Raw genomic sequence first — 14,647 nt, forward strand, 5'->3', positions numbered from 1 at the left:
GATCAGCCGCTCAGATCGGGGCTGACCGTTGTGCCGTGTGATGACCACGCGGACATTTCTACCTTGCAAACCGCCGGACATTCCAACTCTCCCGCCACAATCCTTTGTAGCGGGGTGGGTTCAAGGATGAAGTGCGACTTGCGAATGATGCCAATGAATTGTCACTCGCAAGGAATATGCAATGAACCGTATCTACTCCCATCTCGACTTGGATGAACGACGCAAGATCGCCCGCTGGCGGATGGCTGGGCTTGGCATTGGGATTATAGCTGAGAAGCTTGGCCGACATCGTTCGACAATCTTTCGGGAGATCAAGCGCAACATGTTCGTCGACAAGGTCGTACCGGATCTCAACGGCTACTACTGTGTGACGGCGCATGACATGGCTTGCGAACGGCGTGCAAAACTGCGGAAGCTGGTACGCTTCTCGCATGTCCGGCAGTCCGTCATTGACAGGATCATGCACGGCTGGTCGCCGCAACAGATTGCCGGCCGGATGCGCCTGGAGCGGCATCCGATCTCGGTCAGCCACGAAACGATCTACAAGTTCGCATACTCGTCTGATGGCCAAGCGATCAAGCTGTGGCGACACCTGCCGGAGCATCGGGCTCGGCGGCGACCGCGGCATGCAAGACGCAAGCATGGCCAACGGTTTAGTCCGGAACTCAACATCCTACGCCGCCCGAATGTCGTGGCCGATCGCAAGCAGTTTGGGCATTGGGAATGCGATCTCATTCAGTTCCGAAAGAAGTTTGGAAAGGCCAACGTAACGTCACTCGTTGAACGGGTCAGCCGCTTTGCGATCTTTCTGCGCAACAATGATCGGCAGTCTCGACCGGTCATGAACGGCCTTGTGCAGGCGCTGCAGGCCCTGCCCCACCTCGCCCGTCGTTCCATCACCTTTAACCGTGGCACGGAGTTTACCGACTGGCCTTACCTCCAAGCGAGCATCGGCACCCAGACCTGGTTCTGCGACCCGCAATCGCCATGGCAAAAAGGAACCGTCGAAAACACCAACGGCCGAGTACGGAAATGGCTTTCGAGAGAGGTCGATCCCTTGTCGGTAACCGACGCAGATCTGATCGACATCTGCAATCGGCTCAACAGCACGCCGCGAAAGTGCCTTGGCTTTCAAACGCCAGCCGAGGTCTTCCGTAAAAAACTGCTCGCGCAGATCAGGCACGCCGGATAACTTGAACCGCCCGCAAGTCGCAGCTCAGCATGAATTCACAGGGCTAATGCGACAGTTGGGCCAGTTAGAGATGCGACAGTCTCGCCTCTCGACGCGCTGGTCAAAGCCAACGTTGGGAGAAAGGATGACGATCCTCAGCCTGGTCGAGACCATGAGCGGTCGGAGTCGTCACGTCCTGTTTGATCACTATGTCGCAGAAAGAGTTGCATCGCCTTGAACTTATCCAGAAGATCCGTGACGAACGCCTGAGCGTCGTCCAGGCTGCCGAACGGCTCGACCTCAGTCGAAGCCAGGTCCATCGGCTGCTGCAGGCCTATTACCGGGATGGTCCGGCCGGTATGGTCGAAATATGGCTATACCTCTGCTTGGCGGCCCTAGGCTATTGCTATCCCACGAACCGTTATCGTCTGCCAAGCAAGCCGATTCCAAGGGCAGTTGGACATGGCGAAGCTATTGGCCAATGCGATTCGCAGCAACACCGTCAACAAATTGAAAGGGAATTTCTACGACATGGATTATCACAGAATTAGGCAGCAACTGCCACCTGTCTCTGTGGCGGTAGACTCTCGGATCAGCGTGTATTCGTATGATTCAGAACGTCACAGACCATGCCGGCGCGGCACCTAGGAGTCGATGGGTTTTGTTGTGATAGATTCAGGCTGGTGAACTCGGACTGATAATTTGCGCTTTTCACCACAAACATAGATACTTGATGAGTATCCGGGATACGCCTATATTGTCCGCATATAGGAGTTGTAACCATGTCTGCAAAAGAACGCATCAAGAAGTACCGGGAGACTGGAGGAGCGTCTGATCTCGTGAGGGTGGAGGTTCTCGTTCCCAAAGCACGTAGAGATGAGATCGTGAGTGCAGCGGCTGAATTGCGCTCTGCGCATCGGGATGAAAAGAGTCGTCTTGCGGAATTTATCAGGATTGCGACCGAGAGGTACGGGCTAAGAGTTTTCGATAACATCGACATCGAAAAGCTGAATGATTTACCGCAGAAGGTGCGAGTTGTCGCCAATGCCCTTATGGAGCGCGGCGATGCGAGGGCTTATGCGATGGGACGAAGAATGGTCGTTCAGCTAGGAAACGGGCGCTGATGGCACTAACGCTGATCCAGAAAGAAATCATGGCCTCCATCGCCGGAAACAGGTCTGACACCAGTTACGTTGCTGGCGGCTTGGTTTTGAACATGGATTGGCCACGGATGTCCGATGACATTGACATCTTTCATGATACCGACGAGGAAATTGGTGTCTCGGCGGATACTGATATCGCGAAATTAGAGGCTGACGGTTTCAAGGTATCGATTGAAGTCAACGTTTACGGTTGCGTTGAGGCAAGTGTAATTCGCGACGGAGAACGCACCCTTGTTCAATGGATGAGCGAGACCCGGACACGCTTCTTCCCACTGGTCAGGGATGATGAGTGGGGATCGCGCCTACACCCGTCCGATCTTGCAGTGAACAAGGTGATTGCCGCGTCTACGCGGACGAAGGCTCGGGACTATGTCGATCTGCTGATGATCGAAAACCACATGTGCCCGTTGGGGCCAGTAATTATGGCCGCAGCAGGTAAGCCTCCCTACTTCTCGCCACTGCGTATCGTTGATGAGATTCGTCGTAAAGCGTTGTCCGTCACGAATGAGGACTACACGACGGTTCGCGGCCTACCTTCTGGTTGGACTGCCGCAATGATCCGCGACGAGCTTATTATTGCTCTTGATCACGCAGAGAACTACCTGCGCAATGCGCCCCCAGAACTCGTAGGGATTTTGGCCATAGACATTTCCGGCGTTCCGTTGGAGGTCTATGACCTTAGCGCCCCTGGGGTCGGGTATCGAAAAGCGACTTCCGAGCCTGAAGTGATACCAGATTTGCCTGAAGCGGGCAGTCGCTGGGGGGATCTAGCCTAACCTAGCGCACGAGTGGGCAGGGTGTTCTCCTCAGAAGCATGCCGCGAACGAGTGGTGACAGCGCGGCGACATTGACGTCACCCTGCAGTTTGATTTCCGGAAGCATCGTGCAGCTTTGATCCCTACCCGCTCAATTCAGATAAAAGCGAGTATCAGCCGGCGACTGAACAATTGCTATTGAGAAAGCTAAAGCCGAAGAGGTGTTCTTTCACCCGCCCCCGCTCCGCCCTTTCAACCCGGCCCAGCCGGTCGGATCGGGGGCTGATCATCGGTGCCAGTGTCGCGTTTCTAACTGGCCGACAGCGTCGCAGCCCTATTCAGCTTTGACATCGGATGGACGTTGGTACATTCTATTTCCAAGTGCGACATGCCAATGATTTCAAGGGTTTCACTTTGGAGATTTCGCCATGTCCCGATGCTATGCGGCCCGGCCAGCAAAGATGTATTCTTTAATTGCCGTCTTTTTCGAAGGGTGGGCGATTTTCACGCCAAGTGTGTCCCGCCGTCTTTACTCTGGAATATCGGCGACAGATGCGCCCTCCCCATCCTCCACAGTGCCTCCCGCAGGCGTCCCAATCGCGTCAGCGGCGACAGTCCTCTTCAGCCTGGCTTCACTAGATCTTTCCTGAGGGTCGCTTGTTGACCCCATCGCTTTACGCAGGCCGGTAGCGGCCTCGTCGGCGAGCTTGGCGCGTCGCACGTCTGCACCGTCCGCGGTCCTGCTGTCGTCTGTCGCCGGAGATTTTTGTTCGGTCATCTTGGAATCCGTTCATAGCTTCCGATTAAGTCCGGACCTAACCCTGGGAACTACCGTCTGTTCCAACCGCGCACCTTCCGCTTATTGATCCACGACATTGCGAAGCCTAGAAAAGCGGAACTGACGCGTTCCAGAGCCACGATGGCGCTTCGAACGAGGCGTCTCTGCTCCTGCCAAGTTCCGTAAGCTCGACGCGATCGGCACGGTGAATCCATTCATAGAAGCGCTTTGTGCTGCCACGAACGTACGCGTGTGCCGATGCGGCCATCTTGGTGTTTTTATGAGCGAGGAGGAGGCGTAAGCGATCTGAAGGAAGGACAGTCGTTTTCATCGTGGCCTTAATTGTTGAGAGCACCGTGTTAGGAGAGGGTTTGACAAGATCGCCAACCTTGTGATGCGTCAATTCGCTCCTGCGTTCGGCGCGGGCTCTTCGGTCGAAATAGCGTCCGTCGTCCGTCCCGGAAGTTCGGGCGTGCCGTCCGCATGCTCGATAGTGATCACGACTGGTCCCGCCTCCATCTCACCGAACGGAGACGCGAACGCGATCTCGGCCGCGTCTCGGCCGACGCCGATACGAACAAGACCATCGAGATTTGCCTGCCGAGTAGCGTCGAAAAGCCACCACCGGCCGCCAAGGTAAGCCTCGAAGACGGCATGGAAGTCCCGTGGCTCGAGTCCGTAGGCGTAGCAGGATACATACCGCGCGGGGATGTTGAGCGCGCGGCAGAATGCAGTGCCGATATGAGAGAAGTCGCGACAGACACCGGCCCGCTTGATGAGACTCTCCGTCGCGGTCGTCTGTTCGTTCGAGGCGCCGCGCTGATAGTCGATATTGTCGTAGATCCAGTTGCATATCGCGGTCACCCGCCGATGCCCCATGGGCTGTTCGCCAAACTCCCTTTGGGCGAATGCCGCAAGCCTATCGGAAGGGACGAAGCGTGAGGGCAACAGGAAAGGCATGATATCGAGCGGGATAGCATTCAATGGCACTTCGTCTATGGTGTTCGGGTCCGCACGAAAGACGTCCAGCGAGATGTCGGCTTTATACCGTACGTTGAGCGGGCCAGGCTGCGCCTCGATACTGAAATATCGATTGCGGATGTCCGGAACGACGTGAATCCGCCGCTCATGATCGGGGGTGATCACCAGGCGTTCCACCAGATCGTGGTGGCGCACGAGCCTGGCGACTTCCAAGTTAAAGATGAAGACCGTTGGCGACTTCACCTCATAGGAAAGGTCGCAGCCAAGCGTATAGCGTACGGTCATAGGGATCCGATCGATAAAAGGTGTTGGTACAGCTTGAAAGGCTACAACCGGTAACTCAGAAATGGCTGAAGTTGTTCCTTCGCCTCGCCGCTCTGCGGGCCTGTGATACTGGGAGAGCGGTCATCCTCAGCACAATCTCGGAAGGTAGCTGAACGGGCGGCGTCTGCATCGACATCTGCTATATTTCTGGCACCCTTGTCGCGCCATTTCAGCGCATGCACGAATTCATCGTACAGCATATGGTTCGGGCGATCCCGACTTTGAGGATGTAGTTCGCAACATCGCGAGCATCGGCGAAGAAGCGGTCGATGACATCGTTCCGACCGGGCTTTGCCGCGGACTCGATGCCTGTTAGCCTGGCGTGAGGCACCGGATTTCGCAGACCGGTTCGGCATGTCCTGGGCCGAAGGCATTCGTCCGGCCTGACCTCGGACGTCTGAGGAGGGCATCATGCCTGATCGCAACGGTATCATTTTCCGAGAGAGCTCGGAAGCTGACGACCACATCGTCGGAGAACTTCTCGTCCGGTTATTCGACTACCAGAATTCCCGCCTTATGCCCGACGTCGTGACGACCGAAGATCGTCGGCGAGATCTGCGAACCAGCAGGCCAAGCGATCAGTAGCAACCGTTCTGGTCGGGTTGATTGACAAAATGATTGTGGGGACCGTAACTCTGTACCCGCCGGGCGCGGACGGCAACGAAGCATGGCGGCGCGACGCCGTCGACCTCAGATATCTTGCAATCCATCAAAGGTTCATTGGCCAGGGTCTGTCAGCGGCGGTTCTTGACGAAGTTCGTCGGCGGGCAGTTGCCGCTGACGCCCCGGCTATATGTCTCCACATCAGGCGTGGCGCCGCCGGACTCAGCCGTCTTTACCAGCGGCACGGCTTTGTGCGTGACCAGCGTGGCGACATAGACTTGCGTCCAGTCATCTTCCTTGAGGGCTACGTCTTAGAACTGAACCAGTAATTGGGCGAACGAAGTAAGGTCGCGCCCCAGGAATTGTCCGATTGGGCCCAAGCGGCCCAGGTCCAACCGCTACAAAGTGCTCTTCGGCGGTCAGCGGCTGCCGGTCTCGAATTCGTTCGACTAGGCTTTTCCCGGCCGCACCGTGTCCGAGACAGCGGGATCGTCTGCCGGATCGAACTCGACCTGGCAGGAATCCTTGATCGCCTGGCCAGCTTCCATGATCGCGACAACGATCTCGTCCGTCTTCCAACCCGCCCGGTTGGCAGAAGCCACGAGATCGTCCAATGCCAGGCGGACCGCCTTCCTTGCTTCCTTGAAGCGCTCGGCCTCAACTTCGGTCGACGGCGCCGGGAAATCGGATGCGGCCCCTGAACGCGGGCTGGATTCCAGTCCGGCTTTCTCGTTGGCAGCTCCGGTCGACACTGCCTCATTCTCCGGGTGTGAGACCGTCACATCGAGATCCTCCGGAAGCTTCATCGCCTGTCGGACGTTCATCAGCCCGATCGGTACTTCTTCGCCAGTGCCTGTCACCACCTTCACCTCGACGATCTTCTTCTCATCGGTCATGGCCGTTCTCCTTGATCAGGAAAACCTTACGGGGCGTCTATCGGTTCCGCTCATCGGGGCGCTCTTAATCGAAGAATCCGACTTCTCGCGGTTCCTTGATGACGAGGCCGGTGTCGAATTCGCGGAGCGGGACCAGAGCGCCTACATGGTCCGTGTTTTAAACCTAGTGAAAACCGCAGGCGGCGACAGCTATATTGGCGCACGAGCGCACCGTCGGAACGGACAGCGCTGACCTCGTCATTTCGAGGAGAGCGTCATCTCGATCATGGTCGGCCTGAAGCCCGCCGCATCGAAAAGCGCCTGTCCGGCGACATTTCGGAAGGCTGTCGAGAGTATGACCTGCCCTGCTCCGAGGCGCCGCAGTTCCTCGACTGCGGCGAGCAGGAGCGCTCGCCCCGCGCCGCGTCTTCGACTGGCATGTTCCACGAAGATATCATGGATCACGCCTGCCGCCCCCCGGAGCGCCATGTAGTCCGGCCCCTCCAGTCCAGCGAACACGTAGCCGACGATCTGTCCCGCGGCCTCCGCGACCAGTACGAGCACGCCCTGCCGGTCTATCTGCCTCTTGAGGTAGTCGGCGTACATTGCAGGCGTCTTCTCGCCCGCCGATATGAAGCGCGAGGGATCCCAGTCGTGGTGGAGCGCAACGAGCTGCGCGCCGTAAGCGCCCAGAGTGTCGGCATCGGCCTTGGTCGCAGGTCTAACATTTACACCGATTTGGCTTGAAGTCATGTCGCGCCCATCACCCATTTAAAGCGAGTTCGAGTCATAGCCATGGAATTCTTCAAGGAATTTTCCCGCCTGCCTTTTGTCTGGTGAGGTGACGATGACGAAGCGGCGTCCGTCTCCCTGTCCATCCTGGTTCGCAAGATCGATCAGCCAGATCGTGTTCGCCGAGCCTTCGGTAATCTCGATAAGTCTCTCCATGACGGGATCTGCCTCGTCATCCACGCCGAAAGTCGTTTCGTAGGCTAAGGTCTCCTGTATCGGCGGCCCCTTGATCTGGTCCCGAAACCATTTCCATACATTGTCGAAGTCCACCGGGAACGGAGGAAAATCTGTGTTGACCTGTACAACGTCCCTAGCGAAGATGACCTCCCCATCGAAGAATGCGTGCATTCCCAGAAAGTAATCCGACAGCTCCATGTGGCTGGAGAGAGCGTCGCGCAGCGTCTTGAGGTTCGAGGCGGCCTGAAACATACGAGTGTCCTTGTGTTGGCGTTAAGCGGGTTCCACCACCGCGGAGGTGGAACCGACCACCTATTTCCGGGTGATGTCGTAAGATTTCGGATAGGAAGCCTCGTGACGGGACGGCAGCACGTTCGCAGCAACTACGGCAATCATGAGTACAACGATCGAGGTGACGACTAGCACGATCTTCATCACATTACTCCGCTTCACAAAGGAAACCACCGCAGGGCTTCCGGGTTCCCACCGGCATTCTTGTGGGCGTTCATTTACCAGCAGTAGCGACCTTGGGGAGACGAACAGACCCCGGTCGTAGTTCTCACGCCCGGATCGACGGCTTCGATTTAAGGTCGATTTAAAGAGGTGGAGGCAAGCGCATGGACGCGGTTCAACCACCTACCGTAGGGCCGGTGATTGTCTCGGCAGCCCGGCGCCCCAGGAGTGGGATTTGCTACGTGAGCGGTACATTTCGAAATAATCGTGCCTCGCGTAGTCTACAAAGCGAGTTTGAGACGAAAGGTGAGACCCGCGAGTTTCGCGGACGATCTTTCTGCCCGAAGTGTGGATCGCGGCTGTTCTCGGCCGATGAGCAGGAGGCCGAGATCAAGCTCGGAATTTGTCTGAGGCGCCGACTCCGCTAAAGCCGGCATACGAACTCTGGGTGAAGCGCCGTGAAGACTGGCTCGCCCCTATCGACGGGGCTGAGCAGTTCGATCAAGATTGAACGGGACGGTCGTTCATCGCGCACCGGCAAACACTTCCTCCAGACATGACATGGAGGATTTGAACGTTAGAGTTTCGAACGCCCGGTCGGCATCTTGAAGGTAAAGCAGGTTCCAGTTTCATCCGAAAAAACGTCGATCGTGCCGCCGTGAGCCTTCGCAATTTCCAGCGCGATGTAGGGTCCGAGACCCAGCCCCTGCCCGCAGCGGGAGGCCGTGCCAGCTTCCACTCTGGCTGACGCGTCGAAAGTCATGGGCAACTTCGATGCCCTGGCGACTTGCCTTGACGATGCGTCGCCCGCCGGTCCGCCCTACGGCATCCAGCTTAATGCCGGCGGCGGGGCGTTCGGCAATGCCGCCCACTGGCGAGCGGTCAGCTGCTGATCGGCTCAACGGGAAACCCACCGTCGGCTGGACAGTTGCACGCCGGGCCGGGCATCACGATTACCAACAGCGCCGGCGGGATCACGATATCGGCAGCAGGCAGCGGTACCGGGTCCAATGTCGATTGGCTGAACCAATCCGCGCTCGTTAAGCCGGTGGCGTCGAATTTTACGTTAAGGACGTCATCGTTGGTTCCAGCGCGCGCTGCGCTGACGGCAACAAGCAGAGGGATGTTGCTGTCAACGACGGAGAATCCGGTGCCCGAGCCCAAAGACCGAAAAGCGTACGCCCTGCCGGCCTACCCTTCGTTTGAGCATCGATCGCCTGCTTGGCGATCGGCATGGTTCTCGGTACGGTCGTGAAGCCGTCATTGGGTTTTGCGATGCCAAAGGAAGGATCAGTCCTTCCGTCTAACCTTTGAGCTGCCTTCTGCAGATACCTGATGTTTTTGCTATCGTGATCACCGGCTTTAGAAAGAGAGTTCTCGTGGTAAGCGCAGGACTTGGGATCTGCGATATGCGCCGTGGAGGTTGCCTTAGACCGGGTCGATAGATGATCGCGGACCGCATGCGACGACACCGATCAGGCTTGCCGGCGTGTCAGGCCTCTAAGGCAGGGGCGCACTTGCGAAATGTGTTTTGGGTCAACCGTGGATCGAACGCACTGAAAGGCCGATATCATCAATGATCGAATCCCTACGTGAATGTATTTCACGAATTTGGCGAATGGTGATAAGGTTTCGCTGACGGTGAAGGTTTCTCGCAACGGGGCTTTGATCCGGTGATCCAATTTCACGAGACGACCTATGGGTGAATGGCCTGCGCAGGGCGTGATTGACTTTCACGGAAGAACCTTGCCAGAGCGAGGCGTGCCAGCAGGATATGCTGCGATAATAGCGGCATTTAACCTAGTCGTACCCCCGCCGTCGCGGATGGCCGCGATCGCGGAGCGGCATCACCCCGGATCGACCGCCGCGTGGCTCATGCTCACGCCTCGCCATCGTCCGGAGCCGACCCTCGTCTCTCATCTTGTCTTTGCCTTCAAATATGAAGGAACAGACCTTCAGGTACTGGCCGCACTTTTTCGAGCAGTCCACCCTGATGCAATCGAGGCGATTATCCGGATGACGCCAACCGGCGCCTTTGCACGACGGATCTGGTTTCTGTACGAATGGCTGACGGGCAACCAGCTCGATATTCCAGATCCCGGCAAAGTGCGAATGGTCCCAGTTCTCAACGCGGATCAGCAGTATGGTCTCGCGGAGGGCGATCCCTCGCCTCGGCACAAGGTCTTGAACAACCTTCCCGGTACTCCAGATTTCTGTCCGCTCGTTCAAAAGACAGAGACTCTTGCCGCGTTCTCGCAGAAAGCACTTGGCGCGCGGGCGCGCGAAGCAATGGGCCGGATCCGTCCCGATCTGATAGCGCGTGCCGCAGCATTCATCCTGCTCGACGATTCAAAGTCTTCGTTTGCTATTGAAGGTGAGAGGCCGTCAGGGCAAAGAGCGGCGCGTTGGGGGCAGGCCATTTCGCAGGCGGGCGTGAGAGCGCTCAGTGTCGAGGAGCTCGATCGTCTTCAGCGGATCGTCATCGGCGATGCTCGTTTCGTGCGTCTCGGGCTCCGAGATGAGGGCGGTTTCGTCGGGGTTCATGACCGTGACACTATCATGCCCATTCCCGATCATATCAGCGCCAGACATCAGGACCTCGAAAGCTTGATCGGCGGTCTCATCGCATATTCCGATCGCGCGGCACGAGGAGCGATGGATCCGGTCGTGGCTGCAGCTTGCCTGGCGTTTGGCTTCGTCTACATCCACCCGTATGTCGATGGGAACGGCCGCCTTCATCGCTGGCTGATTCATCATGCTCTCGCGACAGCATCCTATAGCCCGCCTGGTTTCGTGTTTCCCGTCAGCGCGGCAATCCTGCGAAACATAGACCAGTATAGGGCTGTGCTGGAATCCCGGTCTGCGCCTTTGTTGCCTTTCATCGAATGGCGACCCACTGCTGCTGGCAACGTTGAAGTGCTGAACGACACCGCTTCGTTCTACCGGTATTTCGACGCGACAGAGCATGCCGCCTTCCTTTACGGCTGCGTAGAACAGACCGTGGAACATGATTTGCCCCAGGAGGTCCGTTTCCTCCAAGCCTTTGATCTTTTCGCGGCCGGTGTTCAGCAGGTCGTCGACATGCCTATGGCCCAAGCCGAGTTGCTGCACAAATTTCTTGACCAGAATGGGGGTCGCTTGTCGCAGAGGGCCCGCACAAAGGAATTCGCTGCACTCAACGATACGGAGGTCGAGCAGATCGAGGCGCTTTACGCCGGCTCATTCGATCAACCTGCCCCATGATGGCTCAAATGCATGGAGCCAGCTGGCGACCCAATCAAGCGATCTGGGCTCTTTCCATCGATCTGCGCAGATTTTCGCACACTATCGCCATCAGATTCGGTATTGCCATCGCTCTTTGCGCTAGCGGTAGCATCGTTGCTCGAGCTTGCATCCCCGCCATCATCGACAGCATGCTTAGTTCTTTGAAACGGGTTCGACATCTTTGCGAGAGCACGCTGCCGCAGATCTGCGTTCTCGATACATGTTCACATAGATAGTGACATCAAGCGTGACTCCGGCTTCGTTAAGCGCGGCGACTGAGCGTAGGTGCCCCACAGAAAGCGAGAGGACCAAACGCCTCGCATTCAGGCTGACTTCTCTTCTTCGGTTGGAGTTTTGACGTGGCGTGAACGACTACTCCGCCGCTATCGTGCGCAGCTTTGCAGTCGCCTGAATTTTTTCAATAATCATGCAGCATTAGACTACGTGAGCAGCGTAGCCGGCTGGCCCAACAGGCTGACGAGTTCAACCGCCTTCCGGTCGAACGATACAAAGGTCTCTCCTCCCAACCATGCTCCATCATGTGCGATGACGCCGTCTGCGAAGTCGCCACCAGCTTCGAGCACCGCCAGTCCGGCTTCTACTGCAGGTCGGTTCATCGAAACGTTTCCGGCATCCAGCAGGTCGCGGATGGACAGTGCCACATCTTCTTTTGAGAGATCGGCGCCGCGCCGGAGCACCCACACGAATTCGCATAAGGTTGGCAACGAGATTGCGATGAGCGAAGCGCGTTCAAGCAGAGCCGCGGCCGCTTGCCCCTGTTGCGGGTCATCCTGCAAGACCGCCCGAGCCAGAACGTTAGTGTCTGCAATGACTTTCACGGTTCGCCGTTCCAGCCCGCAGCGCCGATCTCGTTCATTTCGTCGATGGAGAGAACCCGTTCGGACTTACCGGCGTGTCTGCCGATGAAGTTTCCGATTTTCCCACTCGCGCGGGCCGCCCTCACGCGAAGCTCGCCACCCGGAAGTTTGTCAAACTCAACACGTTCTCCCGGTTTGACGCCAAGATGGGTCAGCAAGTCTCGCTTGAGAGTGACCTGCCCTTTCATTGATAACGCAATCGAAGACATCGAATAGCTCCTCATCACACGCACTCAATGTAATGGAAAATTCACTTACTTCAAGCTGAGTATGAAGGAATGCGTCGATCTGCACGTTCACAGCAGCTCGGATATATGCACTGCCGTGAGCTTATGAGATGGCGGTGGAAAAGTCGGCCACGGTAGCTGCGGAATAGTCCAGCCGCAGGCGGAGTAAAATCCGGCCACCTATTCCTTTCTGCAACGATCGCAGGAGGGACAGGGATCTACCCCGTGGAACTTTATTTGGCCCGTCTAAATCGACTTCGATTATGACAGGACGCATTAGTATAGAACGGAATAGCGTAAATTTTAAAAAAACTTTACGGAATTCCGATCGAGTTCTTTTTTTCCTGGTCTGTTACGAAATTCCGTGTGGTTTCCTCAAAAGGACGGAATACCGTAATGCGTTATCGGATATTTGAGCGGTTGGCTGATCAGATAGCCACCGCGCGCAAAGCGAGGGGCTTGCGTCGGACTGAACTAGCCGCACGTATCGGGCGCAGCCCCGCGCGTCTAACGGAGTTCGAACGAGACTTGACGAGCGGACGTTTGAGCAAGACCGTTTAACACTACTTGTACAGATTTGCCACGCGCTCGATTTGGTGCCCGTAATCGTCCCGCGTCAGCATCTGCATGAGGTTGAAACGCTGCTGGAGACCACTTCAACCTTGCCATCTGTTTCTACACCGATCGTGTCCCGCCGCGTGGTGTAGCTGACAGGGTGGTCACCGGCGTTTTCCGCTAGGGTCGGGTTGCTTAGAGCCAACCTGAGGGACACCACCGATGACCGACGACATGATGAACCTGCGCTCGCTTGTTGAGAAGAGCGCTGATGCCGATTTGCTGCGCGAGATGATCGGCTTTGCTGCCGAGAAGCTGATGGCGCTGGAGGTCGCGACGAAGACCGGCGCGGGCTATGGCGAGAAGAACGGCTTCCGACTTGCCCAGCGCAACGGCTATCGCGACCGGGATTGGGAAACACGAGCTGGCACAGTCGAGCTGCGCATTCCCAAGCTTCGCACAGGCAGCTACTTTCCGAGCTTTCTCGAACCACGCCGAATGGCCGAGAAGGCCCTGACGGCAGTCATCCAAGAGGCCTATATCCAGGGCGTTTCGACCCGATCCGTCGACGACCTCGTCAAGGCGATGGGCATGTCGGGCATCTCCAAGAGCCAGGTGTCCCGCCTGTGCGAAGAGATCGACGAGAAAGTGAAGGTCTTCCTCGACCGTCCCATCGAGGGCGAGTGGCCATACCTCTGGATCGATACCACCTACCTGAAGGTTCGTCGTGGCGGTCGTATCGTCTCTGTCGCGGTCATCATCGCCGTGGGCGTCAACACTGATGGTCGGCGCGAGGTGCTCGGCATGGAGATTGGCACTTCCGAGGCCGAGGCGATCTGGACCGAGTTTCTGCGAAAGCTGACCAGGCGGGGTCTGCGTGGCGTCAAGCTCGCCGTTTCCGATGCGCATGAGGGCATCAAAGCCGCAGTATCGAAAGTGCTCTGCGCCACTTGGCAGCGCTGCAGAGTCCACTTCATGCGCAATGCTTTGGCCCATGCTGGTAAGAGCGGACGGCGGGTCGTCTCCGCCTTCATCGCCACCGCCTTCGCACAGGACACCCCGGACGCGGCAAGCACCCAATGGCGCAATGTAGCAGACCAGATCAGGCCGAAGGTGCCGAAACTCGCCACGCTGATGGATAGTGCCGAACAGGATGTGCTCGCATACATGACCTTCCCCAAGCAGCACTGGGCAAAGCTTCACAGCACAAATCCAATCGAACGCCTTAACGGCGAGATCAAGCGACGCACTGAAGTCGTCGGCATTTTCCCCAACGACGATGCCATCGTCAGGTTGGTCGGAGCATTGCTGCTCGAGCAGAATGACGAGTGGGCCGTTCAACGATCTCGCTACATGACACTGGAAACTATCGCCACGATGAGCGATGATCCACTCATCAGCCTGCCAGCAGCAAGCTGACACTCATCCGGCCCTTTGAGATGAGCCGTGGTCGTCTAAGCTACACCACGCCCTGGGACATGATCTCTACACCTCCGAAATCGGTATTCAGCGAGGTGTTCGTGTCACTCAGTGACGAGGATGATGACTGATGGGTAAGCGGTGTTTTGACCCCACCTTCCGGATCAGCGCGTGATTGTTGATGTTGTTGCCGAACGAGGCTTCGACATATGACGATTACAGGGTTTACGCA

General features: G+C 57.2%; 15 protein-coding genes and 2 pseudogenes. 8 read left to right on the plus strand and 9 right to left on the minus strand.

Annotation, left to right across the window (positions count from 1 at the left end):
* The first annotated feature begins 181 nt into the window (after positions 1-181).
* The 4 genes and pseudogenes from ACQZ5H_RS32295 (at position 182) to ACQZ5H_RS32310 (ending at position 3,110) form a co-directional block, all read left to right on the plus strand.
* Positions 182-1,192, plus strand: a complete 1,011-nt coding sequence (locus ACQZ5H_RS32295; RefSeq protein WP_148194840.1) for an IS30 family transposase — start codon at positions 182-184, stop codon at positions 1,190-1,192.
* A gap of 188 nt (positions 1,193-1,380) precedes the next feature.
* Positions 1,381-1,536, plus strand: a pseudogene (locus ACQZ5H_RS32300) (helix-turn-helix domain-containing protein); the annotation flags it as partial.
* A 417-nt stretch (positions 1,537-1,953) separates the two neighbouring features.
* Positions 1,954-2,295 (plus strand): hypothetical protein, encoded by a 342-nt coding sequence (locus tag ACQZ5H_RS32305; protein ID WP_449100188.1) that lies wholly within the window; start codon positions 1,954-1,956, stop codon positions 2,293-2,295.
* Entirely contained in the window at positions 2,295-3,110 is an 816-nt protein-coding gene (locus ACQZ5H_RS32310; RefSeq protein WP_130279498.1) for a nucleotidyl transferase AbiEii/AbiGii toxin family protein, read from the plus strand. The genes ACQZ5H_RS32305 and ACQZ5H_RS32310 overlap by 1 nt, the downstream gene beginning before the upstream one ends.
* A gap of 1,156 nt (positions 3,111-4,266) precedes the next feature.
* Here ACQZ5H_RS32310 and ACQZ5H_RS32315 read toward each other — a convergent pair.
* Positions 4,267-5,133 carry a transglutaminase-like domain-containing protein gene (locus ACQZ5H_RS32315; RefSeq protein ID WP_148194842.1) on the minus strand — a complete coding sequence of 289 codons (867 nt, stop codon included), beginning with the start codon at positions 5,131-5,133 and terminating at the stop codon, positions 4,267-4,269.
* A 530-nt stretch (positions 5,134-5,663) separates the two neighbouring features.
* Here ACQZ5H_RS32315 and ACQZ5H_RS32320 point away from each other — a divergent pair.
* Positions 5,664-6,104 (plus strand): GNAT family N-acetyltransferase, encoded by a 441-nt coding sequence (locus ACQZ5H_RS32320; RefSeq protein ID WP_130279853.1) that lies wholly within the window; start codon positions 5,664-5,666, stop codon positions 6,102-6,104.
* A 120-nt stretch (positions 6,105-6,224) separates the two neighbouring features.
* Here the strand turns inward: ACQZ5H_RS32320 and ACQZ5H_RS32325 are convergent, their stop codons facing one another.
* The 4 genes from ACQZ5H_RS32325 to ACQZ5H_RS32340 all read right to left on the minus strand — a co-directional run bounded on the left by ACQZ5H_RS32325 (position 6,225) and on the right by ACQZ5H_RS32340 (position 8,054).
* On the minus strand, positions 6,225-6,671 hold the full coding sequence (locus tag ACQZ5H_RS32325; RefSeq protein ID WP_449100189.1) for a hypothetical protein: 447 nt from the start codon (positions 6,669-6,671) through the stop codon (positions 6,225-6,227).
* A gap of 237 nt (positions 6,672-6,908) precedes the next feature.
* A complete protein-coding gene (locus tag ACQZ5H_RS32330; protein WP_449100190.1) occupies positions 6,909-7,421 on the minus strand; it encodes an N-acetyltransferase family protein in 513 nt (170 codons plus the stop codon).
* Positions 7,422-7,871 (minus strand): hypothetical protein, encoded by a 450-nt coding sequence (locus tag ACQZ5H_RS32335; protein ID WP_246777741.1) that lies wholly within the window; start codon positions 7,869-7,871, stop codon positions 7,422-7,424.
* Between the two features lie 60 nt (positions 7,872-7,931).
* On the minus strand, positions 7,932-8,054 hold the full coding sequence (locus tag ACQZ5H_RS32340) for a hypothetical protein (RefSeq protein WP_281438232.1): 123 nt from the start codon (positions 8,052-8,054) through the stop codon (positions 7,932-7,934).
* 182 nt (positions 8,055-8,236) lie between these two features.
* Between ACQZ5H_RS32340 and ACQZ5H_RS32345 the strand changes: the two are divergent.
* A pseudogene (locus ACQZ5H_RS32345) lies at positions 8,237-8,583 on the plus strand (GFA family protein).
* Between the two features lie 66 nt (positions 8,584-8,649).
* Here ACQZ5H_RS32345 and ACQZ5H_RS32350 read toward each other — a convergent pair.
* Positions 8,650-8,835: an ATP-binding protein gene (locus ACQZ5H_RS32350; RefSeq protein ID WP_130279496.1), complete on the minus strand. Its 186-nt coding sequence runs from the start codon at positions 8,833-8,835 to the stop codon at positions 8,650-8,652.
* Between the two features lie 935 nt (positions 8,836-9,770).
* On the opposite strand from ACQZ5H_RS32350, the gene ACQZ5H_RS32355 reads away from it, so the two are divergent.
* On the plus strand, positions 9,771-11,315 hold the full coding sequence (locus tag ACQZ5H_RS32355) for a Fic family protein (protein ID WP_449100191.1): 1,545 nt from the start codon (positions 9,771-9,773) through the stop codon (positions 11,313-11,315).
* Between the two features lie 461 nt (positions 11,316-11,776).
* On the opposite strand, the gene ACQZ5H_RS32360 is transcribed toward ACQZ5H_RS32355, so the two are convergent.
* The gene (locus ACQZ5H_RS32360; protein ID WP_130279493.1) at positions 11,777-12,175 is read right to left on the minus strand and encodes a type II toxin-antitoxin system VapC family toxin; all 399 of its coding nucleotides are present in this window, start codon (positions 12,173-12,175) and stop codon (positions 11,777-11,779) included.
* Positions 12,172-12,423 (minus strand): AbrB/MazE/SpoVT family DNA-binding domain-containing protein, encoded by a 252-nt coding sequence (locus ACQZ5H_RS32365; protein ID WP_130279492.1) that lies wholly within the window; start codon positions 12,421-12,423, stop codon positions 12,172-12,174. The genes ACQZ5H_RS32360 and ACQZ5H_RS32365 overlap by 4 nt, the downstream gene beginning before the upstream one ends.
* A gap of 795 nt (positions 12,424-13,218) precedes the next feature.
* Here ACQZ5H_RS32365 and ACQZ5H_RS32370 point away from each other — a divergent pair.
* Positions 13,219-14,415: an IS256 family transposase gene (locus ACQZ5H_RS32370; RefSeq protein ID WP_449100192.1), complete on the plus strand. Its 1,197-nt coding sequence runs from the start codon at positions 13,219-13,221 to the stop codon at positions 14,413-14,415.
* A 40-nt stretch (positions 14,416-14,455) separates the two neighbouring features.
* Here ACQZ5H_RS32370 and ACQZ5H_RS32375 read toward each other — a convergent pair.
* The coding region (locus ACQZ5H_RS32375) for a hypothetical protein (RefSeq protein ID WP_449100193.1) at positions 14,456-14,647 on the minus strand (192 nt) is incomplete at its 5' end.

Source organism: Rhizobium sp. 21-4511-3d (assembly GCF_053522545.1).

Bases quoted from the DNA above. Each gene is read 5' to 3' on its own strand.
- ACQZ5H_RS32295 (WP_148194840.1), top strand. From the start codon at position 182: ATGAACCGTATCTACTCCCATCTCGACTTGGATGAACGACGCAAGATC.
- ACQZ5H_RS32305 (WP_449100188.1), top strand. From the start codon at position 1,954: ATGTCTGCAAAAGAACGCATCAAGAAGTACCGGGAGACTGGAGGAGCG.
- ACQZ5H_RS32310 (WP_130279498.1), top strand. From the start codon at position 2,295: ATGGCACTAACGCTGATCCAGAAAGAAATCATGGCCTCCATCGCCGGA.
- ACQZ5H_RS32315 (WP_148194842.1), bottom strand. From the start codon at position 5,133: ATGACCGTACGCTATACGCTTGGCTGCGACCTTTCCTATGAGGTGAAG.
- ACQZ5H_RS32325 (WP_449100189.1), bottom strand. From the start codon at position 6,671: ATGACCGATGAGAAGAAGATCGTCGAGGTGAAGGTGGTGACAGGCACT.
- ACQZ5H_RS32330 (WP_449100190.1), bottom strand. From the start codon at position 7,421: ATGGGTGATGGGCGCGACATGACTTCAAGCCAAATCGGTGTAAATGTT.
- ACQZ5H_RS32335 (WP_246777741.1), bottom strand. From the start codon at position 7,871: ATGTTTCAGGCCGCCTCGAACCTCAAGACGCTGCGCGACGCTCTCTCC.
- ACQZ5H_RS32340 (WP_281438232.1), bottom strand. From the start codon at position 8,054: ATGAAGATCGTGCTAGTCGTCACCTCGATCGTTGTACTCATGATTGCC.
- ACQZ5H_RS32350 (WP_130279496.1), bottom strand. From the start codon at position 8,835: ATGACTTTCGACGCGTCAGCCAGAGTGGAAGCTGGCACGGCCTCCCGC.
- ACQZ5H_RS32355 (WP_449100191.1), top strand. From the start codon at position 9,771: ATGGGTGAATGGCCTGCGCAGGGCGTGATTGACTTTCACGGAAGAACC.
- ACQZ5H_RS32365 (WP_130279492.1), bottom strand. From the start codon at position 12,423: ATGTCTTCGATTGCGTTATCAATGAAAGGGCAGGTCACTCTCAAGCGA.
- ACQZ5H_RS32370 (WP_449100192.1), top strand. From the start codon at position 13,219: ATGACCGACGACATGATGAACCTGCGCTCGCTTGTTGAGAAGAGCGCT.